20 protein-coding genes are annotated in these 26,982 nt (G+C 67.4%); 7 read left to right on the forward strand and 13 right to left on the reverse strand.

Annotated features, from left to right (window positions below; genetic code table 11):
* Positions 1-31: 31 nt before the first annotated feature.
* From ACW175_RS03305 to ACW175_RS03330, 6 genes are all read right to left on the reverse strand, one after another.
* Complete coding sequence (locus ACW175_RS03305) at positions 32-733, reverse strand: 2OG-Fe dioxygenase family protein (RefSeq protein ID WP_492103234.1); 702 nt, start codon at positions 731-733, stop codon at positions 32-34.
* The gene (locus ACW175_RS03310; protein ID WP_492103235.1) at positions 730-1,122 is read right to left on the reverse strand and encodes a group III truncated hemoglobin; all 393 of its coding nucleotides are present in this window, start codon (positions 1,120-1,122) and stop codon (positions 730-732) included. Before ACW175_RS03310 ends, ACW175_RS03305 begins: the two co-directional genes overlap by 4 nt.
* A 233-nt stretch (positions 1,123-1,355) precedes the next feature.
* The gene (locus ACW175_RS03315) at positions 1,356-3,791 is read right to left on the reverse strand and encodes a glycoside hydrolase family 3 N-terminal domain-containing protein (protein ID WP_492103236.1); all 2,436 of its coding nucleotides are present in this window, start codon (positions 3,789-3,791) and stop codon (positions 1,356-1,358) included.
* A 261-nt stretch (positions 3,792-4,052) separates the two neighbouring features.
* The gene (locus ACW175_RS03320) at positions 4,053-5,834 is read right to left on the reverse strand and encodes a DUF885 domain-containing protein (RefSeq protein WP_492104888.1); all 1,782 of its coding nucleotides are present in this window, start codon (positions 5,832-5,834) and stop codon (positions 4,053-4,055) included.
* Positions 5,835-6,113: 279 nt separating this feature from the next.
* Positions 6,114-8,060 (reverse strand): M61 family metallopeptidase, encoded by a 1,947-nt coding sequence (locus ACW175_RS03325; protein WP_492103237.1) that lies wholly within the window; start codon positions 8,058-8,060, stop codon positions 6,114-6,116.
* 190 nt (positions 8,061-8,250) lie between these two features.
* Complete coding sequence (locus ACW175_RS03330; protein ID WP_492103238.1) at positions 8,251-9,102, reverse strand: BON domain-containing protein; 852 nt, start codon at positions 9,100-9,102, stop codon at positions 8,251-8,253.
* A gap of 232 nt (positions 9,103-9,334) precedes the next feature.
* Here ACW175_RS03330 and dnaG point away from each other — a divergent pair, with 232 nt between their 5' ends.
* Both dnaG and rpoD read left to right on the forward strand, forming a co-directional pair.
* Positions 9,335-11,269: a DNA primase gene (gene dnaG, locus ACW175_RS03335; protein ID WP_492103239.1), complete on the forward strand. Its 1,935-nt coding sequence runs from the start codon at positions 9,335-9,337 to the stop codon at positions 11,267-11,269.
* A gap of 521 nt (positions 11,270-11,790) precedes the next feature.
* Entirely contained in the window at positions 11,791-13,752 is a 1,962-nt protein-coding gene (rpoD, locus tag ACW175_RS03340; protein WP_492103240.1) for an RNA polymerase sigma factor RpoD, read from the forward strand.
* A gap of 91 nt (positions 13,753-13,843) precedes the next feature.
* On the opposite strand, the gene ACW175_RS03345 is transcribed toward rpoD, so the two are convergent.
* The 6 genes from ACW175_RS03345 to ACW175_RS03370 form a co-directional block, all read right to left on the reverse strand.
* Complete coding sequence (locus tag ACW175_RS03345) at positions 13,844-14,347, reverse strand: VOC family protein (protein WP_492103241.1); 504 nt, start codon at positions 14,345-14,347, stop codon at positions 13,844-13,846.
* 301 nt (positions 14,348-14,648) lie between these two features.
* Complete coding sequence (locus tag ACW175_RS03350) at positions 14,649-16,736, reverse strand: hybrid sensor histidine kinase/response regulator (RefSeq protein ID WP_492103242.1); 2,088 nt, start codon at positions 16,734-16,736, stop codon at positions 14,649-14,651.
* 164 nt (positions 16,737-16,900) lie between these two features.
* The gene (locus ACW175_RS03355; RefSeq protein WP_492103243.1) at positions 16,901-17,959 is read right to left on the reverse strand and encodes an endo-1,4-beta-xylanase; all 1,059 of its coding nucleotides are present in this window, start codon (positions 17,957-17,959) and stop codon (positions 16,901-16,903) included.
* Positions 17,960-17,963: 4 nt separating this feature from the next.
* Positions 17,964-18,383: a flagellar export protein FliJ gene (locus ACW175_RS03360; RefSeq protein WP_492103244.1), complete on the reverse strand. Its 420-nt coding sequence runs from the start codon at positions 18,381-18,383 to the stop codon at positions 17,964-17,966.
* Positions 18,383-19,717 carry a flagellar protein export ATPase FliI gene (gene fliI / locus ACW175_RS03365; protein ID WP_492103245.1) on the reverse strand — a complete coding sequence of 445 codons (1,335 nt, stop codon included), beginning with the start codon at positions 19,715-19,717 and terminating at the stop codon, positions 18,383-18,385. Before fliI ends, ACW175_RS03360 begins: the two co-directional genes overlap by 1 nt.
* A gap of 146 nt (positions 19,718-19,863) precedes the next feature.
* Positions 19,864-20,868 (reverse strand): alpha/beta hydrolase family protein, encoded by a 1,005-nt coding sequence (locus ACW175_RS03370; protein WP_492103246.1) that lies wholly within the window; start codon positions 20,866-20,868, stop codon positions 19,864-19,866.
* Between the two features lie 249 nt (positions 20,869-21,117).
* On the opposite strand from ACW175_RS03370, the gene ACW175_RS03375 reads away from it, so the two are divergent.
* The 5 genes from ACW175_RS03375 (at position 21,118) to ACW175_RS03395 (ending at position 25,276) form a co-directional block, all read left to right on the forward strand.
* Positions 21,118-21,378 (forward strand): type II toxin-antitoxin system RelE/ParE family toxin, encoded by a 261-nt coding sequence (locus tag ACW175_RS03375; protein ID WP_492103247.1) that lies wholly within the window; start codon positions 21,118-21,120, stop codon positions 21,376-21,378.
* Positions 21,372-21,692 carry an addiction module antidote protein gene (locus tag ACW175_RS03380; RefSeq protein WP_492103248.1) on the forward strand — a complete coding sequence of 107 codons (321 nt, stop codon included), beginning with the start codon at positions 21,372-21,374 and terminating at the stop codon, positions 21,690-21,692. The genes ACW175_RS03375 and ACW175_RS03380 overlap by 7 nt, the downstream gene beginning before the upstream one ends.
* 41 nt (positions 21,693-21,733) lie before the next feature.
* Complete coding sequence (locus ACW175_RS03385; protein WP_492103249.1) at positions 21,734-22,516, forward strand: LytTR family DNA-binding domain-containing protein; 783 nt, start codon at positions 21,734-21,736, stop codon at positions 22,514-22,516.
* A 429-nt stretch (positions 22,517-22,945) separates the two neighbouring features.
* The gene (gene ctrA, locus ACW175_RS03390) at positions 22,946-23,641 is read left to right on the forward strand and encodes a response regulator transcription factor CtrA (protein ID WP_099581093.1); all 696 of its coding nucleotides are present in this window, start codon (positions 22,946-22,948) and stop codon (positions 23,639-23,641) included.
* Positions 23,642-23,899: 258 nt separating this feature from the next.
* Entirely contained in the window at positions 23,900-25,276 is a 1,377-nt protein-coding gene (locus ACW175_RS03395) for a M23 family metallopeptidase (protein WP_492103250.1), read from the forward strand.
* A gap of 64 nt (positions 25,277-25,340) precedes the next feature.
* On the opposite strand, the gene ACW175_RS03400 is transcribed toward ACW175_RS03395, so the two are convergent.
* Positions 25,341-26,897, reverse strand: a complete 1,557-nt coding sequence (locus tag ACW175_RS03400; protein ID WP_492103251.1) for an ATP-binding protein — start codon at positions 26,895-26,897, stop codon at positions 25,341-25,343.
* Positions 26,898-26,982: the final 85 nt, after the last annotated feature.

Below are 26,982 nucleotides of genomic sequence, written 5' to 3' on the forward strand. Positions count from 1 at the left end.
CGCATGTGCAACCACCGCGACGCCTGCGTCGCTACACAACTTCTTCCTGTCGATATGTGACGACCAGCACATCGCGCAGCGCCGGCTGCTCCGGGTCGTGCGGCTGGATCGGCGTGACGCCGTGCAGCACGCGGTGGTCGTCCAGGAATACCGCGTCGCCAGGAGCTGTCAGTGTGAAGGAGCCCAGGCTCGTTCCGTCGGGCGCGTAGATGTCGGTGACGCCGCTGTCGACGTTCTGGCGATCCACCAGCATGACGATCACCCAGTCGACTCCGTCGCGATGCGCGCCCTCGGGCGTCGGCTGGCCCGTCTCGTCGGCGCGGGCCTCGATGCGGAACTGGTGCAGTTCGACATGCCAGGGCGCGGCGGGGGCCCCCGACAGCGGGTGGAAGCGTTCGAGGCCGGCGCGGATGACGCCCTGCGTCACCGGGTGCTCGGCGATCGCGTCGGTGATGGGCTCGAACCAGCGCTGCACGCCGCCGTTCAGCGGGTTGTAGTCGCGGCTCTGCCAGTGCGGCTGGTGCGGCTTTCGTTCGACCTGGCCCGGAAGAGCGGAGAAGGCCGCGAACCGCCGGCGACGATAGCGGCCGCCGTCGGCCATGAAGCCGTCGAGGGGCAGGTCGTTCCAGCTGTCCGCGAAGGTCGGCCACTGGGCCACGGCCTCGTCGCCAAGCAGGGTGTGGGTCTCGGCGGCCTCGAAGCGGACGAAACCCTCGGCGGCCAGGCCGCTCAAGCGACCGCGTCCGGCTTGAAGAACACGCCGAGCTTCAGGCTACGGGCGATGCGCTCGGCCTTCTGGCCCACGATGGCGGCGCGCGGGGCGTCGAACAGCTCGACGCAGGTCTGATGGAACAGGTTCAGCCACGGCATGAACAGGCCCTCGGTCAGGCCTTCGACCTGTTGATGCACCGCCACCGGCTGGCCCTTGTAGCGTCCGCTGGTGTTCAGCACCGACGACCAGAAGTCCTTCAGCGTCGCCAGGTGCGCGGGCCAGCCATCCTCGCCGATCGCGGTCTCGAAGATCGGGCCCAGGCGATGGTGGCGGCGAACGCGCGCATAGAAGGTCTCGACCAGGGCGTCGATCTCGGCGTCGGTGAACTGTGGGGGCGGGAGAGCAGCCATGGCTGGGAACATGGTGCGTGAGGGGCCGAAGCTGAACCCTGATCCGGATCAAACTTGGCTTCGGAGTCTTACAGATCCTCCCCCGCGCTGCGGGGGAGGTGGCCTCCCCGGGTCGCGCGAAACGCGCGCCCGAGGATAAACTCCGGGCCGGAGGGGGCCAGCTCGGCCTAAGCGGCACTTGCCCCCTCACTCGCTTCGCGACAGCTCCCCAGAGGGGGAGCAGCCAGGCGCCCTCAAGCGACCGTCAGCGTCGCCTTCTTCAGGTCCGCGGAGTTCGGGCCGACCAGGATCGAGAAGTCCCCCGGCTCGACGACGCGCTGCATGTCGAGGTTCCAGAACCACAGGTCCGACGGCTTGATCTCGAAGCTCACCGTCGTCCTGGCGCCGGCCGCCAGGGTGACGCGCTTGAAGTGCTTCAGCTCCAGCACCGGACGGGTGACCGAGGCCTGCTCGTCGTGGATGTAGAGCTGGACCACCTCGTCGCCGGCCACCTTGCCGGTGTTGGCCACGTCGATTTCGACCTTGACGCTCTCGCCCTGGCCGATCTTGGCCTTGGCGAGACGCGGCGCCGAGATGTCGAAGCTCGTGTACGAAAGGCCGAAGCCGAACGGATAGAGCGGGGTGACGTCGCCGCCCAGATAGCCGCGGCGGGCGGTGGGCTTGCGGTTGTAGTAGATCGGCAGCTGGCCGACGTCGCGGGCGATGCTGACCGGCAGCTTGCCGCCCGGGTTGGCGCGGCCGAACAGCACGTCGGCGGCGGCGTTGCCGGTCTCCTGGCCGAGATACCAGCCCTCGACGATGGCGTCGGCGCGCTCGGCCAGCAGGTTGATCGACAGCGGTCGGCCGTTCAGCAGGAACACCACGGTCGGCTTGCCCAGGTCGAAGATCGCCTTGGCCAGGTCGTTCTGCTGGCCGACCAGGTCCAGGCTCTCGCGGTCGCCCAGGTGGTTGTCGGCCCAGGCCTCGCGGCTGGTCTGTTCGTTGTCGCCCAGCACCATGACGACGACGTCGGCCTTCCTGGCGACCTCGACGGCCTCGGCGATCAGCTTGGCGTTGACGGCCGGGTCGGTGAAATTGACCTGGTCCTGGGCCCAGATGCGCTGCTCGGTGATGCGCACGGCCTCGGCGTAGTCGAGGGTGAAACCCTGGGCCTTCGCTTCGGTTGTCAGGCCTTCGTAGATCGACACCACATGGCGCGGCACGTCGGAGTAACCGCCGATCGGGGTGTCCTTGGCGTGCGTGCCCAAGAGGGCCAGGCGCTTGATCTTCTTGCCGTCCAGCGGCAGCAGACCCCCCCCGCCATTCTTGCTCTCGTTCTTCAGCAGCACCACGGCCTTGCGGGCGGCCTCGCGAGCCAGGGCGACGGCGTCCGGCGTCGCGGTCTTGGCGTCGGCCGTCTTCTCGTCGCAGTAGGGGTTCTCGAACAGGCCGCCTTCGAACTTCATGGTCAGCACTCGGGCGACGGCGGCGTCGACCTCGAACGCCGGGATGCGGCCGTCCTTCACCAGTTGCGGGATCAGGGCGTAGGCTTCGCCGTCGGGCAGCTCGACATCGACGCCGGCATGCATGGCCATCACGGCCGTCTGGCCAAGGTCGGTGGTCAGCTTGTGGCGAGCGATCAGCTCCTTGATCGCGAAGTAGTCCGACTGGACCGAGCCCTTGTAGCCCCACTCCTCGCGCAGGATCTTGGTCAGCAGCCAGTGGTTGGCGTGCGAGGGGACGCCGTCGATCTCGTTGTATGACGGCATGACGGCGCGGACGGGCAGTTCCTTCACCGCGCGTTCGAACGGCGGGAAGAAATTCTCGCGCAGGGTGCGCTCGGCGATCTGGGCCGGGCCGACATTGGTGCCGTTCTCGGGCTGGCCGTGGCCGGTCATGTGCTTGAGGGTGACGAACACCTTGTCCTTGGCCAGCGGCAGGGTCGACCCCTGGAAACCGCGGATAGCGGCCAGGCCGATCTCGGCGCAGACGTGCGGGTCCTCGCCATAGGTCTCCTCGATGCGGCCCCAGCGCGGGTCGCGGGCCACGTCGACCACGGGGGCCAGAGCGAGGTTCGAGCCGCGGGCGCGCATCTCGCGGGCGGCGACGGCGAAGATCTTCTCGGTCAGCTCGGTGTCGAAGGTCGAGGCCAGGGCGATGGCCTGCGGGAAGCTGGTGGCGTCACGGGCGACATAGCCGTGCAGGGCCTCGTCGTGCATCAGCAGCGGGATGCCCAGGCGCGTCTTTTCCACGGCCCACTTCTGGGCGGCGTTGGTGTAGCGCGCGGTCTCCTTGGCGTTGCGGTTGACCGCGCCGTCGTCGGCGCCGGCCGCCGCGTCGATCACCGTGGCGGGCTTGGCGCCCTTGCGGTCGGACGGACGCGAGATCTGGCCCAGGCCGTTGGGGAAGTTCTTGCTGGCCTCCTCCGGCGAGAACTCGCCCTCGGGGGTCTGGATCTTGTTCTTGGTCAGCCAGATGCCGATCAGCTGGGCGGCCTTCTCCTCAAGCGTCATGCGCGCCAGCAGGTCCTGGACCCGGGCGTCGATCGGCTGGGCGGCGTCCTTGTAGAGCGGCTTGTCGCCGGACTTCTTGGCGGCCTTGTCGGCGGCCCGCGCCAGGCCAGGCATGGCGGCGGCCGACAGCGCCGCGAGGCTCGCGCCGAACAGGCGGCGGGTGAGGGTGGTGGTCATCCGTTTGTTTCCCCCTAGGCCTGTCCTTCGGACAGGCCGTCGTGTTTTAACTTTTGAGCGCGACTAACGCCGAAACCGCAAAGCGCTTTCGGCTGTCGCGCTCCCGGTGCGCAATGGCCGGCGGCTCTGGGGCCGCCTTCGTCAAGGCACTATGGAGGCGGTTGTCTGACCACTCAAGTCAGAAATGGTACCGGTCTCATTTTGGGCGAAGCGGCTAGTGCGAAATCCCTCTCCTTGAGGGAGAGGGGCCTTCTCCGTTTGTCACCCCTGCCAGCGGTCGATCACGCCCTCCAGCACCGTCAGCGGGGCCGGACCCACCATCAGGGCGGTGTCGTGGAAGCGCTTGATGTCGAACTTGCCGCCCAGGCGCTTCTTGGCGCGCTCGCGCGACGCCGCCCAGACGGTGTGCCCGACCTTGTAGGAGCAGGCCTGGCCGGGGTTGGCGCAGTAGCGGTCGACCTCGCGGGAGATCTTGCCGAGGGAGTCGCCGCCGGTGTCGACCATGTAGGCGATGGCCTTCTCGCGGCTCCAGCCCTTGGCGTGCAGGCCGGTGTCGACCACGCAGCGCGAGGCGCGGAACAGCCGGGCCTGGTACATGCCCAGCAGGCTGAGGTCGTCGCCTTCGTACATGCCCATTTCCATGGCGAGCTGCTCCGCATAGAGCGCCCAGCCCTCGGTATTGGCGGAGAAGCCCATGTTCTGGCGCAGCTTGGGCAGGTTGCTCTGGGCGACCAGGGCCAATTGGAAGTGGTGGCCTGGCGCGCCCTCGTGATGGATCAGGGTCGCCAGCGACAGGCGCGGCCACTCGGCCGTGTCCTTGAGATTGATATAGACCGCGCCGGGGCGCGAACCGTCCAGGGCCGGCCGCTCGTAGTAGGCGCCCGACGAGCCGGCCTCGGTATAGGTCGGCACGCGGCGGACCTCGACCGGGATCTTGGGCATCAGGTTGAACCAGTTCGGCAGCTCGGGCTGGAGCTTGGCCAGGCGTCCGCGGCAGTATTCCAGGATCTGGGCGCGGCCCTCGTCGGTGTTCGGGAACACTTGGTCCGGCTGCTTGCCGAGGGCGGCCATGCGGGCGCCGACGGTCCCTTGGGTCAGGCCGCGCTTCTTGAGGATCTCGTCCATGCGCGCCTGGATCTCGGCGCCTTCGTCCAGGCCCAGACGGTGGACGTCCTCGGGGGTCTTGTTAGTGGTCGTGTAGATCTTCAGCAGGGCGGCGTATAAGGCGTCGCCGTCCTTCAGGCGGCCGATGCCGGCGTCGTGCACGGCCTTGGGCCGCATGGCCTGCAAGGCGGCGATCTGGCGGTCGAGGGCGGGCTGGATCTCGCCGGTCAGGACCTTGGCGGCCTGGACGTCATAGTCGCCGTATTGCTTGGCGCGGCGGGCGGCCGAGGCGACCAGCACGTTCCGCTCGACCGGGATGGCGCGGAACTGCCGCAACTGGGCGATGGCCTTGTCGACCATGAAGTCCGACGGGATCACGCCCTTGGCGGCGTCGGCGCCAGCTCGTTCCGTCTCCTGATCGAGCACGACCGCGAAGGCCTTCATGCGGGCAATGTAGTTGTCGGCGTCGGCCGCGTTCTCGATCTTGTGCTTGCTGTCCAGGAAGCTGGGGGTCGAGATGTAGGCTCCGTAGTACTGGGTCAGCACGAACGGGCGCGAGCCGCTGCCATAGTCGAACTTCGACGTGCCCTCACGGGCCTCGTAGTTGAAGAGGGCGGTGTCGTAGTTGATCGCGTCCTCGCCGGTCAGGGCCTTGCGGTCGATCTTCCTGAGGCGGGCGATGCGCTGGGCCGGCTCGGCGCGGTCGCGCTTCCAGGCGGCGATCGAGCGGTCCGAGAGCTTGGAGCGGGCGTCGGCGTGCTTGCCGATGTCGAGGCCCAGATTGGTCGCCTGCTCGGGGCTATCGCTCAGGTCCTCGTCGAAGAAGGCGTCGAACAGCTTGTAGAGATCGTCCTTCGGTGCGGCGATGGCCGGAAGGGCGGTCGAGAGGGCGGCGGCGGCCGTCCCCAACATGATCTGGCGACGGTCGAGCATGGTGATCCCTGAACTGACAACGCCGAAGCCCCCGCGCCCGGCGGAGAGCATCGTTCTCTCGCTGTCACGCGAGCGTCAATGTGCGGGCGAAAAAATGGGCTGGGCGCCGAGTGGCTGGAATCCAGACACAAAAAAGGGCCCGCTTGGGAGAGGGGGCGGGCCCTTTTCGGTACGCGTTCAGAGGGATTGAACGAGCGGGAAGATGACACAAGCGTCGCCTTCCCGCCCTTCCCCAAATCGTCGCAGGCTGCGAGCGGGTCGCAACCTGGCGGCGAACTTGGTTAACTATTTACGCGGCGTCAGGATGTCGCCCAGGCGGTCCGGCGTCCCGGCGATCCGCTCCAGGCGCGGGTAGCGCAGGCCGCCGCGGTAGTCGATCTTGACCATCTTGTAGCGACCGCCGTCCTTGATCAGCAGCTCGACCAGCTGGCCGTCCGGCTTGGCGGCGGCCTTGACGGCGGCCTTCAGCTTGTCGCCGTCGAACTGTTCGCCATTGACCGCCACGACCGTGAGGCCCTGGGTCAGGCCAGCCTTGAACGCCGGACCGCCCCACTGCACGTCGGTCAGCACGCCATCCGCGCCCACCGTCAGGCCCAGCGAGTAGCTGAGCGGGGTGTTCTTGGCCCGGGTCTCGGCCGACTTCATGAACTCGGTGGGGGTGTCGGTATAGACGACCTTGTAGCCGCCGCGCTCGAAGCCATCGAGGGGGCCCTTCTCCTGGACCTCCTGGATGCGGGTCTTGAGGAAGGTCGCCCAGTCATAGGCGTAGACGCCGTTCAGCGTGCCGACCACGTCGTCGAACGTGTAGGTCTTCTCGCTGTAGGAGCCATTGTCGACGCCGAAGAAGGCCTTGGCGAAGTCGTCCAGAGACTTCTTGCCGCCGGTCTTCTCGCGGATCAGGGTGTCGGCGTCGAGCCAGACCAGCAGACCTTCGGAATAGTAGTCCTCGCTGCGCTGCCACGAGAGCCATGACAGAGGCTTGCGGCTGGCGATGATCGGGTCGTTGGTGGTGTCCTGAACGGGGCGCCAGTCGCGGCCGCGGCGGTTGTCGTAGGCGGCGGCCGTGGCGGCCAGCGAGTCCATCGCCTGCTGCTTGGTCAGGAGGCCCGAACGCGCGGCCAGGACGTTGCCCCAGTACTGGGTCTGGCCCTCATAGACCCACATCATGCTGTCGCGCATGGGAACGTTCAGGTTCGGGGTCCAGAGGTCGGCGGCGCGGCGGAACTTGCCGTTCCACGAGTGGGTGTATTCGTGGCTCAGCAGGTCGCGGCCGACGAACTGCTTGTCCCACTCGGTGAAGTATTTCGGCGCGACGCGGTTTTCCGACGAGCGGTGGTGCTCCAGGCCGATGCCGCCCAGCTTGTCCGACATGGCGACCAGGAAGTCGTAGTGGTCGTAGTGGTGGGAGCCGTAGAGCTTGTAGGCCTGCTGGACGAGATCCTTGTGGATCTGGATATATTCCGGCTTGGCCTCGAGGTTCTCGGGGCTGTCGGCGATCAGGTTCAGGCGCACCGGGGCCGGGCCGGTCGGATCCAGCTCGATCGACTTGAAGTACTTGCCGGCCATCATCGGCGAGTCGACCAGGATCTCGACATTGGTCGGCTTGAAGGTCGTGACCTGGCCGTCGGTCTCGGCCGTTTCCAGGGCGGTGGCGAACTTCCAGCCTTCCGGCAGCTTGACGCTGGCCTCGATCGGGATCTGGCGGGTGTAGTAGCCGGCCGGATACAGGGTCACCTGCAGCCATTGCAGGTTCAGCATCTCGGGCGTGACCTCGATGCGGCCGACCTTGCCTTCGACGGCGGTCAGGAACTGGTAGCTGATTTGCAGCTCGGTGACGCCGGCTGGGACATCGACGTGGAAGGCGTGGACGCTGACCACGTCACGGGTCCACGGGATGCGCTTGCCGTTGGCGGTGACCACCAAACCGGCCAGCTTGTCGAGGTCGTTGCGCGGCGAGTGACCGCCCGGGACCCACTGCGGATACAGGAACACGAAGTCGCCGGCCTTGCTGACCGGCATGGTCGTGGTGACGTTCCAGATCTTGCGGTCGAGGTCGGTGGCGTCGACGGCGACCTTCAGCGTGCCGGCGGCGTAGGGCACGTCACGCGGGGCTTCGATCGGCGGGGTGGGCGGCGCGGACTCCGGCGGCGGCGAGGTCTGGGCGAGCGCGGCGGTCGCGACCAGGGACAGGACGGAGACAGAGAAGAACAGCGCTTTCACGAAACACCCCAAGGCAACCCGCGGGCGTGCTCCCGCGACGAGAAGCCGGGATGTTTGTGGCGTTAACCGCCGGTTGTCGAGGGCAAGTTGGCCTCGATGGGCAGATCGCCGGCATTCGGGCGACTTTGCATTTCGAGCCCGAAAACAAGCGTCTAGCTTGCAACGAGATGCTCCCTGGTCAGGAGCATCTCGCTCTTGGACCCTACAGCGGGTCCGACAGGGGAACGCTGGCCGACGGCGTGTCGGTCCCGCGGTCCACGCGCAGGTTGTTCTGGACGTTGTCGACGCCCGAGACGCTCTCGGCCAGAGCCTCGGCGCGCTTCTTGTCCTCACGCGAGCGGACCGTGCCGGTCAGGGTGACGTCGCTATCGGAGACCGCGACCTCGATGCCGTTGGCGTCCAGCCAGCTGTCGTCGGTCAGGCGGTCGCTGACATCCTCGCGGATGCGCTCGTCCGAGCGGCGATAGCCCTTGGGGCCCCGGCCGCGATGGGCGCCGTCGGCCTCGCGGCGATGGAGGGCGTCCTGGTCGCCCATCCACGAGGAGACCTCGTCGCGGGCCCGGTCGAACCAGGTGCGCTCCTCCTGTTGGGGCCGTTGGTCGCGCGGGCTGAACGAGCGATAGGGATTGTAGTCGCGGCCATACGCGCCTTCGCGGCCAGAACGATCGCGTTCGGGGCCATCAAAATAACGCTCGTCGCCATAGTCCGGGGTGCGGCTGGAATAGCCGCTGGAGCCGTAGCCGCCGGTCGCGCCGCCGAAGTCGTGACCGCCGACGCGGCCATAGTCTCCCGGCTGGCGATAGCCGCCGCCGCTGTAGCTCCCGCTCGAGCGACTGCCGCCATAGCCGATGTCGCCGCCCTGCTGGGTCGCGCGCAGGAACTCGCCGCCATGGCGTCGCTGGTTCCGCGGCGCGCCTTCGGTGCGATAGCCAGGCTCCCGCGGCCGGTCGCGGCGCGGCGCGTGGTTGTAGCCGTAGCCACCCGGATCGCGGTCGAAATCGCCGTCGGCTTCGACGTCGAACCGGCCTTCGCGGTCATTCCACTTCTGGGGCATGGGTCTTCTCCGTGGCGTGTCTGGAAGCTGCGGGCGCGTCGAGGCGCCCAGGCCTTCCAAACGGTGAGAGCGGAGTCGATGTTCCTAATGCAGAGCTTTGATCCGTTAATCTGTGGGTAAGTTGTTAGGGACTCGCCATATTGGCTTGGACGGCCGCCGACGTCCGGTTCTGGCGAGACGGCTCGCCAGATAAGATGTCGGGTTCAAGCCCGTGAAGCCCCCCTCCAGCTCAATGCGTTTCGACGACCGCTTTCTCGAAGAACTGAAGTCCCGCCTTCGCCCCTCCGACGTCGTCGGCAAGACGGTGAAGCTGCGGCGGCAGGGGCGCGAATATGCGGGGCTGTCGCCGTTCACCAAGGAGAAGAGCCCCTCGTTCTTCGTCAATGACGAGAAGGGATTCTATCACTGCTTCTCCAGCGGCAAGCACGGCGACATCATCAGCTTCCTGCAGGAGACCGAGCGGCTGACCTTCGCCGAGGCGGTGGAGCGGCTGGCGGCCGAGGCCGGGATGAGCCTGCCGGCCGTCGATCCGCACGCCGCCCGCGAGGAGCAAAAGCGCTCGTCCCTCGGCGACTGGATGGAGCTGGCGACCGCCTGGTTCGAGAGCGAGCTGCGCCGACCCGTCGGCCAGGCCGCCCGCGCCTATCTGGAAAGGCGCGGCCTGCCCGAGACCGAGTGGAGCCGCTTCCGCATCGGCTTCGCGCCCAACAACCGCACGGGGCTGAAGGACTACCTGGTCGCCAAGGGCGCCAAGCCGGGCGATCTGGTCGACGCCGGGGTGCTGATCTCGCCCGAGGACGGCGGCCAGCCCTATGACCGCTTCCGCGACCGGATCATCTTCCCGATCACCGACAGCCGGGGGAAGGTCGTCTCGTTCGGCGGCCGGGCCATGGATCCCAACGCCCGCGCCAAATATCTGAACGGTCCCGAGACCGGGCTCTTCCACAAAGGGCGGGTGCTGTACGGCCTGTTCGAGGCCCGCAAGATCCTCCACGACGGCCAGAGCGGCGGTGGAAAGCCGCCGATGGTTGTGGTCGAGGGCTATATGGACGTCATCGCCTGCCAGCGCGCGGGCGTGCCGGCCGTGGCGGCCATGGGCACGGCCCTGACCGAGGAGCAGATGGAGGGGTTGTGGCGCCTGCATCCGACCCCGACCCTGTGCTTCGACGGCGACAAGGCCGGCCAGCGCGCGGCCGATCGCGCCATCGACCGCGCCCTGCCGCTGCTCAAGCCCGGCCGCTCGTTCCTGTTCTCCATGCCCGTCGGCGGCAAGGACCCCGACGACATCCTGCGCGATCAGGGGCCGGCGGCGCTGAAGGCCCAGCTGTCTGACGCCAAGCCCTTCGTCGAGGCCCTGTTCGACCGCGAGAAGGCCGTCGAACCCTTTGACACGCCCGAGCAGCGCACCAACCTCAAGGTCCGGCTGCGCACCCTGGCGGCGACCATCGCCGACAAGGACCTGGCCCACGCCTATAAGGAAGAGCTGCTGGACCGCCTCGACGAGATGCGGGCGGCGCGACGGGTCAAGACCGACGCCAGCGACGCGGGCCGGCAGCTGTCGCGCCAGCGTTGGGACAACACCCCCCGCAAGGGCGGCTTCGGCAAGCCTCGGATCGAGGGCTCTACCGCCGAGGGCCGCGCGGCCGCCCAGGCCTTGCAGCACGCCCCCAAGCCGTTCTCGGCCGCCCTTTTGATCGCCGCCATCCGCGACCCCAAGGTTGTCGACGACCGCATCGAGGTGCTGATGAACCAGGGCCTGGGCGACGCGCGCCTGGACGGCATCGCCCACGAGCTGGTGAACCTGCGGATGGAGGCCGACCACGTGGAGACCGGCATGCTGCGCGGCCGCCTGGCCTCGGTCGGCTACGACGCCGGGGTCCTGGCGCTGCTGGAGCGTTCCGCTTCCGGCGTCAAGGCGCTGGATGTCGGACAAAGCGCCGCCCAGAACCCGGAAGAAGCCATCCGCGTCCTCTGGTCGCAGGCCTTCGACCTTCTGATCCGCCTGACGGCCCTGGAGCGGGCGGTCGACGACGCCAAGATCGACCTCGTCGACGACAGCGACTTCCAGACCCTGCTACGCCTGAAGACCGAAAGGGACGCGGTCAAGCGCCTGATCGACAGCGGCGGCTGGACCGATCCGGAGATGGTTTCGCAGGTCCTGCACTAGTCTTCCCGTTCCGATCCGGCTCCCAATCCCGATTTCACCGGCGGGGTGTGATCTCCACCATAAATTGCAATATCTGTCTCGAGCATCCGGAAATTGGACCTTCTCGCGCCAAAACAAGGCCGTGCCATCTTGACACCGGCGTCACCCAAAGCCATTTGCCGACTCAAGGATTTGCCAAGCAGCTGATTGACATCGCTCGGGCCGCCGTTGCGCGCGCCCTCATCGAAACAGGATGTCACCCTCGCCGCGGCCCCAGGTCCCCAGCGGTCGCCGACCCGATCAGGGAAAGCGTCAGGCCGCGCCCACGCCACATGGTCTCCGCGGGGTCTCTCGCGGAGCGTTTACATATGGCGGCGAGGGGCGCGGACGGGCGGATTCTGACGGGAACGTGATCCTTGGGAAAGCGCTGAGTGAAAGCCCATATTTGAACGGGGCGCGCGCGACCGGGCTGGCAGCCTTTTCGAAACGGATTTTTTCGGCGCCGCTCTTGCACGACGGCGGTGTCGATTTCGGAGAGCTTGATGAGCAACAATTCCTCGGCCGAGACGGAAGCGCCCGAAACCAACGGCGGTGACGGCCCCCTGCTCGACCTGACCGACGCCGGCGTAAAGAAGTTCATCAAGCAGGCCAAGGCCCGCGGCTACGTCACGATGGACGAGCTGAACAAGGTGCTGCCGTCCGAGGAAGTCAGCCCCGACGCCATCGAAGACACCCTCGCCATGCTGAGCGAGATGGGCGTCAACGTGGTCGAGGCCGAAGAAGACGCCGAGGGCCAGGAAGGCGGCGAAGTCGCCACCCGCGACGAGAACACCACGGTCATCACCAGCGAGAAGCCGGCCGCCTACGACCGCACCGACGACCCCGTGCGCATGTACCTGCGCGAAATGGGCTCGGTCGAGCTGTTGTCGCGCGAAGGCGAAATCGCCATCGCCAAGCGCATCGAGGCTGGCCGCGACACCATGATCCGCGGCCTGTGCGAGTCGGCCCTGACCTTCGAAGCCATCATGGTGTGGCGCGAGGAACTGGGCACGGGCCGGATCCTGCTGCGTGAGGTCATCGACCTGGAAGGCACCTACGCCGCCATCAACGGCGTCGCCGCTCAGCCGGCCGCCGACGAGGAGGAGGCCGAACCGGCCGAGCCCGTCGATCAGGAAGCCGGCGCCGAACCCAAGCCCGAGGGCGAAGGCGACGACGACGACGATTTCGACGACGGCGCCGGTCCGACCGTCAGCGCCATGGAGGGCGAGCTGCGCGAAGGCGTGATGGCCATCCTGGACGCCATCGCCAGCGAGTTCGAGAACTTCCGCAAGCTGCAGGACAAGCTGGTCGGCAGCCGCCTCAAGGGCGAGGACCTGACCGACGCTGATCGCAAGGCTTACGAAGGCCTGTCGCAGACGATCATCCAGCACCTGAAGACGCTGAAGCTGAACAACAACCGCATCGAGGCTCTGGTCGAGCAACTCTATGCGATCAACAAGCGCCTGATCGGTCTTGAAGGCCGCCTGCTGCGCCTGGCCGACAGCTACGGCATCAGCCGCGGCGAGTTCCTGAAGGCCTATTTCGGCTCGGAGCTGAACCCGACCTGGTCGGATCAGGTCAAGGCCATGGGCGTGCGCTGGACCAAGTTCGTCGAGAACGACAGCCAGTCGGTCCTCGACATCCGTGGCGAGATCGCCGCCCTGGCCACCGAGACCGGCGTGCCGATCGACGACTATCGCCGCATCGTCCAGACGGTCCAGAAGGGCGAGCGCGAAGCCCGCCAGGCCAAGAAGGAAATGGTCGAGGCCAATCTGCGCCTCGTGATCTCGATCGCCAAGAAGTACACCAACCGCGGCCTGCAGTTCCTGGACCTGATCCAGGAAGGCAATATCGGCCTGATGAAGGCCGTCGATAAGTTCGAATATCGTCGCGGCTACAAGTTCTCGACCTACGCCACCTGGTGGATCCGTCAGGCCATCACCCGCTCGATCGCCGACCAGGCCCGCACCATCCGCATCCCGGTGCACATGATCGAGACGATCAACAAGATCGTCCGCACCTCGCGCCAGATGCTGCACGAGATCGGCCGCGAGCCGACCCCGGAAGAGCTGGCCGAAAAGCTGGCCATGCCGCTGGAAAAGGTCCGCAAGGTCCTGAAGATCGCCAAGGAGCCGATCAGCCTCGAAACGCCGATCGGCGACGAGGAAGACAGCCACCTGGGCGACTTCATCGAGGACAAGAACGCCATCCTGCCGATCGACGCGGCCATCCAGAGCAACCTGCGGGAAACCACCACCCGCGTGTTGGCCTCGCTGACCCCGCGTGAAGAGCGCGTGCTGCGCATGCGCTTCGGCATCGGCATGAACACCGACCACACCCTGGAAGAAGTCGGCCAGCAGTTCTCGGTCACCCGCGAACGCATCCGCCAGATCGAAGCCAAGGCTCTGCGCAAGCTCAAGCACCCCTCGCGGTCGCGCAAGCTGCGGAGCTTCCTGGACTCGTAAGAGCCCGGCTCAGCCCGAGAACCAAGACGCCCCGGTCGCAAGGCCGGGGCGTTTTTTGTGCTCCTCCACCGCATCGCGGGGAAGCAGCCCGTCAGGCGTTTTCGAGGGTTCTCGCCTGGGGCTGGTGGGCGTCGAGAGCCGTGTTCGGGTCGCCCATCTGGGTCACCGCATTGGCGAAGCCGAGATATTCGGCGGCGAAGGTCGGGGGCAGCAGTTCGACCAGCCAGCTGTTCTCGATCCACACCTCGACGACCCGGAAGTGGCCGCCGCGATCGCAGATGAAGGCGTCCCAGCCCTTGGCCGCCGCCCGGGCCAGGACCTCGGCCTCGCCCATCGCGACGCTCAGGGCGAAGTGAGTCGGCGAGCGGCCCGCCGCTTCCGGCTGACGCAGGAAGATCGCGCCGGGCTCGCCGTTCGGAATCATGACGCTGCCGGCGGGATAGATCTCGACGGCGGTGCCATGGCCGTCAGCCTTGAACACCATGCAGCTGCCGGGATTGGGCGGGAAGTCGACGACGACGCCGCCCATGATGTCGGCGAAGAACTGGCCCACGCCTTGAGGATCGGCGGCGGCGACGGACAGATGATGGATCATTTCATTTTCCCTTTGTCGAGGCGCAGCCGATTCCGTGGCGCGCGACGACTGCCACGCGCGGGATTCAAGCTCGCCTTTTGCTGTTCACTGATCGGCGTTACGCGCCGAGGCCGCGCGATTTACGGGCGGCGCGGGTAAGTCTCAACTTACAAGACGGTCATGAAGCCGATTTAACCTTGAGCGGGACCATCTTGAACCTTGCGTAACTTGGCGAGCACGGCGGTTACGGGCTAGGCGCGATGATCCCGCCTGTCGCGGCGTAAGCGACGGGCGTGGCCGTGGGTGAGACCAGCGATGAACCTCAGGCGTGCGCCGCGTCGCCCTGATCAGCGGCCGTGTCGGACCGGCCTTCCAGCGCCCGGGCGACGGCCGCGAACAACTCCTCGCGGCGGATCGGCTTGGGCACGTGGTCGTCCATGCCGGCGGCGCGGCAGCGGGCGATCTGGTCGGGCAGGACATCGGCGCTGAGCGCGATGATCGGGATCCCCGCCACGGGACCGGGCAGGGCGCGGATGGCGCGCGTGGCGGTCAGGCCGTCCATCCCCGGCATATGCACGTCCATCAGGACGAGGTCGAAACCGCCGGTGGTGACCGCCTCCAGCGCCTGGGCGCCGTCCTCGGCGGTGGTCACCTCGCAGCCCGCCAGGGTCAGCAGCGCCATGCCCAGCTCGCGGTTCATCGGGTGGTCGTCGACCAGCAGCACGCGGGCGGCGCGCGCCGGCGTGGCCTCCGGCGCGGGGCAGCAACCGGCCGCAAGGGCGTCTGGGTCGCAAGGCCCGGCGGTCAGGGTGATCCAGAAGCGGGCGCCGCGGTTCAGCTGGCTTTCGACGCCGATCTCGCCGTCCATGGCGCTGACCAGGGCCTTGCTGATCGCCAGGCCTAGGCCGGTGCCGCCATAGCTGCGGCTGATCGAGCTGTCGCCTTGCGAGAAGCGCTGGAAGAGCCGGGCCTGGACCTCTGGGGCGATGCCGATGCCGGTGTCGGTCACCTCGAAACGCAGGGCGCCAGGGGCGGGGCCGGCGGTCAGGCGCGCGACCACGCCGCCTTCGCTGGTGAACTTCACGGCATTGGCCAGGACGTTCAGCAGCACCTGGCGCAGGCGGGTCTCGTCGAGGGCCAGGGGCGTGTCCACCTCGCCTTCGAACATCGTCCGCAGATAGAGGCCCTTGGCCGCCGCCTCGGGGCCGACGATGTCCACGGCGTCGCGCAGCAGAGCGGCGGGCGAGACGGGCGTCAGGGTCAGGTCCAGGCGGCCGGCCTCGACCTTGGCGAAGTCCAGCAGGTCGCCGACGATCTCGGCCAGCGAGCGGCCGGCGCGGCTGACCAGGTCGAGGCGCCGACGGTTTTCGGTCGAGAGGCTCGGATCGTCGGCCACCAGCGCGGCGAAGCCCAGGATGCTGTTCAGCGGCGTACGGATCTCGTGGCTGATGGTGGCCACGAAGTCGGACTTGGCGCGGTTGGCGGCCTGCGCCTTGGCCTGGGCGGCGCGGGCGGCGGCGGTCCGGCGGACCAGCAAGGCCTGAAGGCGCGCCTGGCGGCCCAGGGCCAAGGCCGAGACCAGGCCGACGGCGTAGAGCACGATGTGGAAGATCAGAGCGTGGCGCAGCGGGCCCAGCGCCGCCTTGATGTCGAGGCCGGTGCGATGGAGCACGGCCGGGATCGCCACGGCCATCGAGCCGGTCACCGCGATCGCCACCGCGCGCGGTCCGCCCCGGAAGGCGGCCAGCAGAACCGGTGCGAACAGCATCACCCGGTAGTCGCCGTCGACGGCGAAGATGACAGCCGAGGTCGCCAGGACCAGGCCTTGGGTGGCCACGCCTTCCAGGGGGCGGATCTTGAAGCCTTCGCGATGGCGGCGATCCGCCAGGATCAGCACGACGGGCAGGGCGATGGCCGCGCCCAGCACGTTCGAGGCGGTCCATTCGCTCCAGTTGTGGAAGAACGGCCGCGCGCGGCTGGCCATCAGCAGGCCATTGACCAGCGCCGAGCCGATGGCCGTCAGGATCGAGGCGGAGGCGATCACCGCCAGCAACCCGCGCGAGTCTCGAACCCTGGCCGGCACGCCGATCGCCCGCATCACGAGCGCGATGATGATGGTCTGGGGCGTATCCAGGACCGACACGATGGCCACGAAACGCCACGGCACGCCCAGCGCCAGCTCCAGCCCGATATGCACCAGCGTGGTGGCGATCACGAAGCCGATCGCCTGGCGGCGCGGCAGCACCATGAGGGCCGCGATCGCCACCGCGTTGGCGGTCCAGAGCGTCGGCACGTTGCGCAGGAAGCTGGCCAGGAACAGGCTGTAGGCCATGGCCGCCGCATAGGCGCACACCAGAGCGATGGGCTTGGCGCTGGCTTGTATGTGCTTGACGCTGGTGGAGGCCCACATCGTGGCGATGGCCCTAGTCGCGGATCGCGATCAGCGACTTGGTCAGACCGACGAAGGTCTCGTCGACATGGCGCTGGAGGGCGTGGATCAGCTTCATGCGGCCACCTTGCCTCGGGCCGCTTGAGATTTCGTATACGCAAACTGGTGTTTTCGCGGAAACGCCCTCACCGGGAAAGCGTTTCCGCCAGGGCCTGGAACATCGGCTTGGGCCGTCCCGCGCCGTCGAAGGGAAGGGGCTGCTCGGTCGAGCGCCGGGCATGCAGCCAGCTGTCGTTGTCGCGCAGGCCCCAGACGGTGAAGGCGAAGCGCTGCTGCCGAGGCAGGTCCATATAGGCCCCCGCCAGCTCGCGGGTCAGGTCGGCCTGGCGCTTCAGAAGGTCGGGCAGTCGCGAGAGGTTGGGCTTGGCGCCGAGCGAGATGTCCAGTTCGGAGACGTGGATCGGCAGGCCGAAACTGGCCAGGTCGCGCATGGCCGCGCGGCACAGCCCCGGCCTCGTCTCGTCGATATCCAGATGGCTCTGGGTCCCGATGCCGCCGATCGGCGCGCCGGCCTTCAGCAGGCGTTCGACCGTGCGCATGAAGGTCGCGCGCTTGGTGGGGGTGTTTTCGAGATTGTAGTCGTTGATGAACAACACCGCGTTCGGGTCGGCTTCCTTGGCGTGATGGAAGGCCAGGACCATGTGCTCGTCGACGCCCAGGTTGCGCGTCCAGACCGACTGGCGCAGGTCCACGCCGTTGTCGTCCACCGTCTCGTTGATCACGTCCCAGCCCACCGCCTGACCGCGATAGCGCCCGGCGACGGCCAGGATGTAGTTGCGATAGGCGTCGGCGAACCGCTTGCCCTGGCCGTCCAGCTTCAGGAAGGCGGGCATGGCCTGCGCGTACCAGACCAGGGCCGTGCAATAGAGCCGGATCCCGTTGCGTCGCGCGAAGTCGGCGATGGCGTCGGGGCGGTCGAAGCGAAAGCTTCCGTCGTCCTGGAGGATGTACTCCATCTTCATCTCCCACTCGGGGGTGAGCTGGGAGTAGTTCCGGACGAACAGGTCGGCATAGGCCGGGTCCTGGATCTGGGCGTGCTGCACGCAGGCGCCGACCGGCGTGGAGGCGACCGACTTCAGCGGCGTGGCGACGGGCTGGGCCTGGGGTGGCTGGCTGGCGGCCTCGCGGCCGCAGGCCGAAAGGGCCAGCGCCGAGGCGATCGCGGAGCGGCGGGTGAGTCGCATCCTGTTAGCGCGCGCCCATGGCGGCGCGGCGGATGCTCACCTCGTCCATCTGGGCGGCCTCGTAGGCGCCCAGCTTCTTGGCGGCCAGGATCTTGGCCTGGTCGGCGACGTGCTCGTACTTCTTGAGGTTCTCGAAGGCCTCGGAGAGGGCGTCGCGGGCGCCGACCTCTTCCTGCAGGCACTGCTCGATCTGCGCCAGCATGTCGGCCTTGCGGCGCTTGTGGCCCTCGCGATAGCCGATCATGTACCAGCCGGCGCTGGCGTCGCCCTCGGCGCTCTTGGCCTCGGCTTCCGCTTCGGCGTCCATCATGGCGATGCGCAGCTCGGCCGCCATGCGGCGTTCGGTGATCTCGGCGAGGCGTTTTTGCAGCGTCTCGACCTCATGGTTCGAGATGCGGATCAGCGAGGCGGCCCACTTGGTCATCAGTACTCACTCGCCAGGATCTGCCCCAGATGACCGAAAGAGTCGTCCAGAGACGTTGCTTCTTCCTTATCCTGGCTAAGGAAAGCCTCGATCGCGGGATTTAGGCGGATCGCGCGGTCGACCACGGGGTCGGCCCCGGCGCGATAGGCGCCGATGCGGATCAGTTCTTCCATGTTGGCGTAGGCGGCCATCACCTGGCGCGCGCCCTTGACGATGTCGCGCTCGTGCGGGTGCTGGCACCCCGGCATGGTCCGGCTGATCGACTTCAGCACGTTGATGGCGGGGAACCGGCCGCGCTCGGCGATGGCGCGCTCCATGACGATGTGGCCGTCCAGGATACCGCGCGTGGCGTCGGCGATCGGCTCGTTATGGTCGTCGCCGTCCACCAGCACGGTGAACAGGGCGGTGATCGGCGCGGCCGTGGTGCCGTCGGCGCGGATCGGGCCAGGCCCGGCGCGCTCCAGCAGCTTGGGCAGCTCGGTGAAGACGGTGGGCGTATAGCCCTTGGTGGTCGGCGGCTCGCCGGCGGCCAGGCCGATCTCGCGCTGGGCCATGGCGAAGCGGGTGACCGAGTCCATCAGGCACAGGACCTCCAGGTCCTGGTCGCGCAGGTACTCGGAGATCGCCAGGGTCATGTAGGCGGCCTGACGGCGGGTCAGGGCAGGCTCGTCCGAGGTGGCGACCACGACGATGGCCCGCTTGAGGCCTTCCTCGCCCAGGGTCTCCTCGATGAACTCGCGCACCTCGCGGCCCCGCTCGCCGATCAGGCCGACGACGACGGCGTCGCAGGTAGCCTCCTTGGCCAGCATCGACAGCAGCACCGACTTGCCGACCCCCGAGCCGGCGAAGATGCCCAGACGCTGGCCGCGGCAGGTGGTGGTGAAGACGTTCATCGAGCGCACGCCCAGGTCCAGGCGCTCGCCCACCCGGCCACGGGCGTGGGCCGGCGGCGGCGAGGTCTTCAGCGGATAGGGAACCTCGCCCTGCGACAACGGTCCCAGGCCGTCGATCGGCTCGCCGAAGGCGTTGATGATGCGGCCCAGCCACGCCTTGGTCGGACGGACGATCGCGCCTTCTGGCATGAAGCGGATTTCCGCGCCGGGGCCGACGCCCTCGACCGGACCGAACGGCATCAGCAGGGCGCGGGTCTCGCGGAAGCCGACCACCTCGGCAGGCAGGGGCTTCTGGCCCGGTCGCTCGATCTCGACCCGGGCGCCGACCGTCAGCCGGGTCAAGCCGCCGCGAACCTCGATCAGCAGGCCGTTCACGGCCGCGACACGGCCATAGATGGTCAGCGGATCGATACGTTCGACGGCGGCGATGAGGCTACGCAAGGCGGCTCCTAAACGGCGCCGAACCTGTCCGTCGGACAGGTTCGGCGTTTATTTCCTCGAGCGTGACGGCCGCCAAAACCGCGGACACTTTTGGCTGTCACGCTCGTGGGCGCAGACTCGACCATCGTGGTTAATCGGGTGTGAACTCAGCCCTTCGGAACCGGCTTGCCCGGTGCGACCAATTGGTCGGTGAAGAACCGGGTGACCGCCGCGTTGAAATCGCGGTGGAAGGCGCGGCGGTCGAAGCCGGGCGCGCTCTCGCACAGGGCCTGGCTCGCGCCTTGCGGGGCGGTGTCGCAGGGCGTGAGGAAGTCGAAGTGCCGGGCGCCCGCGACGACGTGATAGTCGTGCGGACGGCCGAGATCGCGATGCACGGCCTCGGCATAGTCGTCGCCGGGCAGGATCTCGTCGTCGGCCGCCTTCCACAGCTGGATCGGGGCCTTGATGCCCTTCAGCCCGTTTTCGCCGAACGTGAAGCCCAGGGCCGGGGCGGCCGAGACCACGGCCTTGATGCGGTCGTCGTGGACCCATTTGGCGGTCAGGGCGCCGGCCGGGATCGGATGGCCGGCGGTCAGCTTGCAGTCGAAGTTGCTGGGATGCTTCAGGCAGTGGCCGGGCATCCGCGACAGGTGCGGTTCGCCGCCCGCCGCCGCCAGCACCGTGAAGCCGCCCGACGAGAAGCCGAACGCCCCGACCTTGTCCGGATCGATCTTCGCTTTAAGCGGTGAGCTCTTCAGCATCCAGCCGATCAGGGCCGACAGCGCGGCCGGCCGGTCGGCCATGGCGGTGGCGCGGCTCTGGTCCTTGTAGTTGTCGCCGGGATGGGTGAGGGCGGCGACGACGAACCCGGCCTCGGCCAGGGCCTGGGCGGTGTCGGCATGACCGCCGAAGAAGCCGCCATTGCCATGCGACATGACGATCAGCGGCAGATGCTCGCCGACGATGGGCGCGCCGGCCGCCACCGTGTGGCCCCACGAGCCCAGGGGCATGAAGGCGGGCGTGGCCTCGGTGGGATACCAGACCCCGACCTCGACCGGCGGGCCGTCGGGGCGCGGCTCGTGCAGCACCATGAACCCGGCGTTGGCGGCGATCGCCTGGGACGAGGCGGTGGCCGTCAGCAGGACGGCGAACAGGAAAGTCTGGAACGACATGGCGACCCTTCAGCGAATGACGATGAAGCGGCTGTGGTCGTTGGAGCTCTGCCCCGCCAGGGCGTTTGCGCGAATGGGCGAACGGGTTCGCGGGTGGGCGGATGGGTCTTTGCTTGCCCCCTCGCGGAAAGTAAGTTCTTGTTATGTTCTAGTTCTGAGAACGTATCCAATCGGATACGAAGGCTTGCGCGATTGTATCTATTTGGATACGATGATGATCAAAGTCCTGGAGACATATGATTTCAAGGCGTGGCTGCCGGTCTGCGAGATCGGCGGGCCAAGCTGGCGATTGGTATGAGATTGACCCGCCTCGCGCTCGGCCTGCTAGGCGATGCGAGGCCGGTAGGGGACGGCGTCAGTGAACTGCGGATTCACATGGGACCCGGCTATCGGATCTATGTGGTTCGACGTGGAGATGTCCTGATCGTGCTGCTGCACGGCGGCGACAAGCGTTCGCAGGTTCGGGATATCGAGAAGGCAAAGGCAATCGCGAGGAGCTTCGAATGGTAACGCTTACCCCTTTCGATCCCGTCGAGATGATAGACGACGCCGAGGCCGTCGTCGCGTTTCTGGCGGACGCCTTCGACACCGGCAACGCCGACTACATCCAGCACGTCCTCGGCCTGATCGCCCGCTCGAAGGGCATGGCCGAGGTCGCCGACAAGGCCGGGTTGGGGCGCGAGAGCCTCTACAAGGCCTTGAAGGACGGCGCCTCGCCGCGGTTCGACACGATCTTGCGCGTCATTCACGCGCTGGGTTTGAAGCTGGCCCTGGTCGATGCGACCGAAGCAAGCCGCGATGAAGACGCCGAAGCGGCGGCCTAGGGGAGTGGCGACTCCGCGCGACGTCGCTCTATAGGAAGGGCATGGCCCCCCGTCGCTCCAATCCGCCGCTGCTGGGGACCGCCCGTGAATGGGCGGTCGACCTCGCCGTGGCCGTGGGCATCGGCGTTCTGCTGGGGTTGATGGGGCCGTTCGGGAGCTTCTTCAACGGCGGGCCCGTGGTCCGGATCGCCTACTGGGTGGGCAGCGTCGTCACCGGCATGGCCGTCATCAGCGGCCTGGCGCGGCTGGGCCTGGCGCTCGCCTGGCGCCGGCGGTGGCCGCTCTGGCTGGTCCTGCCGGCGGTGGTGCTGATCGGCGCCTTGCTGCAAGGCGCGCCGCTGCGCCTCGTCGCGGTGGCCCTGTGGCCGGAGATCGGCCGGCTGGTCACGCCGCTCGCCTGGTACGGCCAGTGCGTGGCGATCACGACCCCGATCGTCCTGGCCTACTATTTCATCCGCATCCGCCCGCTCGTGCGAAGCCACGCGCACGAGGCGCTGGTCCCCGTGGCCACGCCCGCCGCGACCCTCGATCCGGGGGTGGTGCTCTATCTGAGGATGGAGGACCACTATGTCCGGATCCGCACCGAGCACGGCTCGCGGCTTGAGATGGGGCCCCTGGCGCGGGTGACGGCGGGGCTCTCGGGCGTCGAGGGGCTTCAAACCCATCGCTCTTGGTGGGTGGCCCGGCGCGCGATCGAGGGTGTCGAACGCGACGGCCGCAACCTGCGTCTGCGGCTCGTCGACGGCGAAACCGCCCCCGTCAGCCGCGCCTCGGTCGCCAAGCTGCGCGCCGCCGGCTGGCTGGCCGAGGAAACTCCGCTGTAGCGTCCGCGACAGGGCGTCGCGCCCCCTCCCGGACGGTAAAGCTCACGTCCGGCTGGACGCCTTCAAGCGCCAGTTTAGCGGTCAAATTCTCGCGACGGAACGTCGCAATCTCGCCTCGAAGGCGAACACGATCCGGGCGAAGCCTTAACGCCGTAACAGCGTTCGGACCATTGCGGATGCACGGATTTTAGGGATTTCGCGGCCTCAATTAGCGACCTGGAAAGGCGCCCCGCGACGCCTGCGACCAATGTGTCCGGGGACCCGTCGACCGCTTGCACCCGATTCGCAAATCAGATTAACCATTCGGCCAACGGAAACATTCACCATTAACCAGTCTTAAATTAACTCACCGGCAGAGTGGCCGAAGGGTTTTGCGGCGGACTTCCGCCTAAGACGTTCGAATACGCCAGATTTGGCGTGGAGGGGCTCATGCGCGTACTGTTGATCGAGGATGACAGCGCGACTGCGCAGACCATCGAGTTGATGCTGAAGTCTGAAGGCTTCAACGTCTATACGACGGATCTGGGTGAAGAAGGCGTCGATCTGGGCAAGATCTACGACTACGATCTCATCCTGCTCGATCTCAATCTTCCTGACATGAGCGGCATCGATGTTCTGCGCACCTTGCGGGTCGCGAAGATCAACACGCCGATCATGATCCTGTCGGGCTCGTCGGAGATCGACACGAAGGTGAAGACCTTCTCGGGCGGCGCCGACGACTACATGACCAAGCCGTTCCACAAGGACGAGATGATCGCCCGTATCCACGCGGTGGTCCGTCGTTCGAAGGGGCACGCCCAGTCGGTCATCAAGACCGGCGACATCGTGGTCAACCTGGACGCCAAGACGGTCGAAGTGAACAGCAACCGCGTTCACCTGACCGGCAAGGAATACCAGATGCTGGAGCTGCTTTCCCTGCGCAAGGGCACGACCCTGACCAAGGAAATGTTCCTGAACCACCTGTACGGCGGCATGGACGAGCCGGAACTGAAGATCATCGACGTCTTCATCTGCAAGCTGCGCAAGAAGCTGGCGGCCTCGGCCCACGGCAAGCACCACATCGAGACCGTCTGGGGCCGCGGCTACGTGCTGCGCGACCCGAACGAGCAGGTCAACGCCGCCTAATTCGGACGATTTCGGTAGGCTTAATCCTACCGCGCACACAAGACGCCCGCCGGAAACGGTGGGCGTTTTCTTTTATGGATCATATGGTTACGCTTCGAGTCTTAATTGGCATTAGCCATGCCGTGACAAAACGACCGAAGCGCAGAATAGTCCTTGTCGCCGAGAGCACGCCTCGCGCATGGTCCGGCCCAACGATTGCTGGGGGGCTACCCAGCCGTGTCATTTTGACTTGCGCGGCATCGAACCGACGGGGGCACGATGCAGGAATTTGATCCACGACGCAGCGCCACGCGCTGGGCGCCGAGGGTGTTCACCGCCGTGGCCGGCCTGGCCGCCCTGGCGCTGGGCTGGAAGCTGACCGCCGACGACGCCCAGCCGGCCGTGGTCCGCGCGCCGATCGATCCCGCCGCCCTGACCGCTCTGCAGCACTTGGCCTTCGCCAGCGCCGAGGCCCAGCCCGGCTTCGAGCGTCCCGAGAACGTCGCCGTCAAGGTTCGTCCGGGCGAGACCCTGCAGGGCGCCGTGCAACGGGCCGGCGTCGCCCCCGAGGACGCCCAGGCGGTCGTCGCGACCCTCCAGGGCGCCATCGACACCGTCAACATCAAGGCCGGCATGGCCTTCGAGGCGGCCATCGCCCAGCGCCGCAGCCAGCGTGGCCCGGCCCGCCTGATCGGCCTGTCCATGCGCACCAGCCCCAACTCGACGCTGACCGTCTCGCGCACCTTCGACGGCGCCCTGCGCCTGCGCGAGCTGGAAGAGAAGGTGAAGGACGAGAAGAAGGTCGCCTGCGGCGAAATGAACGGCTCGTTCTACGAGAGCGTGGCCAATGTCGGCGGCACCCCGGCGGTGATCAGCGAGGCGGCCAAGCTGTTCTCGCACAAGATCGACTTCTCGCGCGACATCCACGAGGGCGACCGCTTCTGCCTGGTGTTCGACCGGAAGGTCACCGAGAGCGGCCGCACCATCGAGGCCGGCGACCTGGAATATGCCGAGGTCAAGGGCCAGAAGTTCTACGCCTTCGACCGCAAGGACAGCGACGGCAAGCCGCAGTTCTTCGACGAGCTGGGCAAGAACATCAAAGGCTTCCTGCTGCGCACCCCCGTCGACGGCGCGCGGATCACCTCGGTGTTCGGCATGCGCAAGCACCCCGTGCTGGGCTACACCCGCGCCCACCAGGGCGTCGACTTCGGGGCCGGCACCGGCACGCCGATCCTGGCCGCCGGCGATGGCGTCGTGCTGGAGGCCAAGCGCTGGGGCGGTTACGGCAATTGGCTGCGCATCCGCCATTCGGGCCAGTGGGACACCGGCTACGGCCACATCTCGCGCTACGCGCCCGGCATCCACGCGGGCTCGCGCGTCCGCCAGGGCCAGGTAGTCGCCTATGTCGGCGCCACCGGCTTGGCGTCAGGTCCGCACCTGCACTACGAGGTCTGGCTGAAGGGGCAGCGGGTCAATCCGATCGGCGCCAAGGTCCCGCAGGGCACGATCCTGGCCGGCTCGGAGCTGGCCTCGTTCAAGTCGCAGAAATCGCGCATCGACCGCATGCTGGCCGAAGGCGGCCAGCCCGTCAGCGGCGAGGACACGCCCAAGCTGGCCATGGCCGACCTGGAGAAGGCCAAGAACTCGCTGCGGTAGAGACTGCCCCGTTAAAGCGGGATAAACAGGCTATAGAATCAATTATTTAGAGACCTGAAGGGCGCTACCCCACCGCCGCCTGGATCCCCGCCAGCAGGTTCGCGGCCGTGATCGGCTTGGCGACGTGCAGGTCGGCGCCGGCCTCCAGGGTCTGCTCGCGATGGCCGGTCAGGGCGTTGGCGCTGAGCATGATGATCGGGGTGCGGGCCGCGCCGCTCTCGGCCTCCAGCGCGCGTAGAGCGCGGGTGGCGGCCAGGCCGTCCATGCGTGGCATCTGCATGTCCATCAGCACCACGTCGAAGGTCGCGGCCTGGAAGGCGTCTATGGCCTCGAGCCCGTCATTGACGGTGATGACCTCGGCCCCCTGGGTCGCCAGGATCAGCTGCGCCACGCGCTGGTTGGTCGGGTGGTCCTCGACCAGCAGCACCCGCAGCGGGGCGCCGTCGTTTTCGATCGGCGAAGCCAGGACGTCGCGCGGCTCATTGGCCTGCTCAGGCGGCGCAAGGGGCAGGCGAAGCGCGACGGTGAAGCGGCTGCCGACGCCGGGGGTCGAGGCGGCCGAGATCTCGCCGCTCATCATCTCGACCAGCGAGCGACAGATCGACAGGCCCAGGCCCGTGCCGCCGAACCGGCGGCTGACCGAGGCGTCGGCCTGGTGGAAGCGGCCGAACAGCCCGGCGGCGTGGTCGGCGTCGAAGCCGATGCCGGTGTCCTCGATCTCGAAGGTGAGGGCGGTCTCGTCGTCAACCGGCTCGGTCCGAACGCGCAGGGTCACCGTGCCGGTCTCGGTGAACTTGATGGCGTTCGACAGCAGGTTGCCGATCACCTGGCCGATGCGCGTGCCGTCGCCCTTGTAGCGACCGCCCATTTCCTTGGCCGTCGCGTCCAGGCCCTCCACGCGGAACGCCAGACCTTTTTCTTCGGCCCGGTGGCGCATGATCTCGATGCAGGCGCGCAGTGTCCGGTCGAGGTCGAACGGTCGACGTTCCAGCTCCAGCTGGCCAGCCTCGATCTTGGCCACGTCCAGGAAGTCGGACACCAGCCGCTCCAAGGTGGCGCCCGAGTCCCGGATCAAACCGATCATCTCGGCCTGGTCGGCGCTCAGCGGCGTGCGGGCGAGGGCGTCGACGATGCCGATGACGCCGTTCAGCGGCGTGCGGATTTCGTGGCTGATATTGGCGAGGAAGTCGGTCTTGGCGCGGTTGGCGGCTTCGGCGGCGGCCTTGGCCTCGACCAGCGCCCGGTCGGCGGCCACGCGCTCGGTTACGTCGCGCGCCACGCCATAGATGCGATCGCCCAGGCGCTGGGCGCGCCATTCCAGGATGCGGTAGTGCCCTTCGCTGTGGCGGTAGCGGTTGGTAAAGCCCATGACCGGGTCGCCTTCCCGGCGGCTCTCGACCTCCACCACGCTGTCTCGCGTGCCGGACATGTCTTCCGGATGAACCAGGCGCAGCAGTTCCTGGCCCTCCATGTCCTCGGGGCGGTGACCCAACGCGGCGAACCAGGAGCGGCTGGCCTTCAGCACGCGGCCGTCGATGTCCCGGATCACCAGGAGGTCCAGGGAGACGTCGAAAAAGGCGCTGATATCCTCGGCCAGGCTCTCGTGGGTAGTCAGGGTCATGGCGACCGAATCCTTACTGACGCCGGAACGCCGAAGCGCCGATGTAAAACATCGATATCAGTGACGATTGATAGATGTGAACAAC

The sequence above is a fragment of the Caulobacter sp. FV1ye6ST genome (genome assembly GCF_058681225.1).